Below are 2,531 nucleotides of genomic sequence, written 5' to 3'. Positions count from 1 at the left end.
CAGACGTAGACATCGAGCGCGCGGCGGGCTGCACCTCAGCCATCACATAGTTCAGCATGCGCACGCCGAAAACGGCGGCAACCTGCGGCTGCACGATGCTTTGCGTATCGGGGCGACCGAGCATCGTAATCGCGAAGTTCGAGCCTGCGGGGAACGAGACCGTGAGCGCTTCGCCATCGTCCGCCACGGCGCGGGAACTCAACAGAAGCGATCCGCGCGAGGGCTGCGCCGCTGTCACAAGACGCACAACCTCGTCCCATTTGCGCTGCAGCTCACCGGGATCGCACACGGCAGCAGCTGCAGAAGGCTCCGCCGCAGGCGCGGCGGGGGCAGCAGTAGGAGCAGCCGTGGGCGCAGCCGCGGCAGGCACGGTGGACGGACGAACGGGCTCAGCCTGCGTTGCCGCGGCCTGAGAAGCAGTCGAGATGGGCGAGGGGATTTGGGGCTCCACAACCGCAGAGGCTGCCTCAACAGGTTTCTCCGCTGCAGGCATGGGAGCCGCAGGTACGGCAGCCTCCACGCGATCGGCGGGAACTGCGGGCTCGACGGAAGCAACACGAGCGGACGCCCGATCCGATTCGCTCACGGCGAAGCGAGCATTCGCGGAAGCGCCTGAGGCCGCGTCGGCAGCGCGCGCGGACGAGGCGGCCTTCGGCGCTGCAAAAGCCACTGGTTCTACAGGCGAAGCAGCGGGCACCGAAGCGGAACGGGGCTCAGCAAAGCCGGCAGCGCGCTCTTTCGGCATCTTCGCTCCCACAAGCGCCGCCACGTCGGCTGCGGCGAGCGGTGCCGAGGGAATCCCCTTTGCTATCTGCGCCTCAAGCCGCTCGAGACGTTCGGCAAGGGCCTCGAGGGTAAGATCCGCCTCCGGACGTGCCAGGCGCGTGAGCGCGATCTCCAACACTAGCCGCATATCGGCAGCGGAGCGCATCTCGAGCGCCGCGTCATCGAGCACCACGAGCACGCGCGACAGCCGGTCGCCGCTCTCGAACAGTGCAGCCTCCTCGGCAAGCGCGGCAATCTCTTCCGGCGTGCCCTCGATGAGCTCGGGGCGTGCGCCGGCGACATGGGCCATGTACACGTCGCGGACGTGCGCCACGAGGTCGCGTGTGAGCTCCATCAAGTCCTCGCCGGCGTCGACCTGTTCTTTTACGAGTGCGAAGAGCGTGGAGACGTCGCGCGAAGCGAGCGCATGGCTGAAGCGCGAGAGCACCGTACCCGAAACCTCGCCCAGCAGCGCCCGCGCATCCGCCGCGCGCACCGAACCGTTGCCGAACACCGAAAGCTGCTCCAACGTGGAGAGCGCGTCGCGCATGCCGCCGCGCGCGTGCTTGGCTACGACCTCAAGGGCGTCGTCGTCAAACGCGAATCCCTCTTGCTCGCAGATGAAGCGCAGACGCCCCACGATATCCTCGTTGCCGATGCGGTGGAAGTCGAAGCGCTGGCAGCGTGAGAGAATCGTCTCGGGGATCTTCTGGGGGTCGGTGGTGCACAGCACGAAGACCACATGCGCGGGCGGCTCCTCGAGGGTCTTGAGCAGCGCGTTGAACGCCGCCGTGGTCAGCATGTGAACCTCGTCGATGATATATATCTTGTACGCGCCGCGCACCGGGGCGAAGTTCACCGAGCCGATGATCTCCTCGCGCACGTTGTCCACACCAGTGCGGCTCGCGGCGTCGAGCTCGTAGACGTCCGGATGCGTGCCCTCGGCGATGGCGGCGCACTCGGGACAGGTGCCGTCGGGCAAGCATCCCGCAGCGCCTTGTGTGCGTGCGGCGTCGGCACCCTGGCACAGGAGCGACTTCGCCAGGATGCGCGCCATGGTGGTCTTGCCTGTGCCGCGCGGGCCGCAGAAGAGATACGCATGGGAAAGGCGCCCCTCGGTCACGGCGTGCTCGAGCGTGGACACGATATGCTGCTGCCCCACGACGCTTTCGAACGTGAGCGGGCGATATTTCCTATAGAGCGACTCCATCGAACCTCTCCTTGCTCCCTCTGGCGTACGTAAAATTCCCCAGCGGCTTTTTTACATCGCTGAGTGACCCGCTGCGGCTCACGACCTCAACCTGAGCGATGTAAAAAAGTCGCTGGGGTAATTTTACATGCTACAATCCGCGCTCGCTCAAGCGCCGGTCGATATCCTTGAGCGTGATGCGGGTAGCGAACAGTTGGCGATACGTTGCCGTCTTCACACGGCCGGCGCCTTTGAGCTCGGTCATGCGGGTCGTAACGTCCTCGAGTTCAGAGCGAACATCGGCAGCAAAGGCATCATACGCTGCAAGTTTTTCGACATCTCTTGCATAAGCCATGGGCACTCCTTCCGCCGATCCGCACGTGTACCCATGATACCCTCTCGCACAGACAAAAGGACCTATGCGAAGACGAACAAACCGAACATAGTAAGAACGCGTGCTAGAATAGATAGAAGGCATACGAACACGTACCACAAACGCACCAAGGATCACCATGCCGCTGTTCTCGCGTCACAATTCCCCCGCACGCGCCAACGCACCCGCGTCGGCAAGGCTCCC

General features: G+C 64.5%; 2 protein-coding genes. Both read right to left on the bottom strand.

Annotated elements, in window-relative coordinates:
- On the bottom strand, positions 1-1,975 hold a 1,975-nt coding region (gene dnaX, locus QZ079_RS09085; protein WP_297037527.1), incomplete at its 3' end, for a DNA polymerase III subunit gamma/tau.
- A gap of 130 nt (positions 1,976-2,105) precedes the next feature.
- On the bottom strand, positions 2,106-2,309 hold the full coding sequence (locus QZ079_RS09080) for a hypothetical protein (RefSeq protein ID WP_291289186.1): 204 nt from the start codon (positions 2,307-2,309) through the stop codon (positions 2,106-2,108).
- Positions 2,310-2,531: the final 222 nt, after the last annotated feature.

The sequence above is a fragment of the uncultured Enorma sp. genome (assembly GCA_905210055.1).
In the GTDB taxonomy this organism is placed as follows: domain Bacteria; phylum Actinomycetota; class Coriobacteriia; order Coriobacteriales; family Coriobacteriaceae; genus Enorma.
This window is presented reverse-complemented; position numbering and strand designations above follow the sequence as displayed.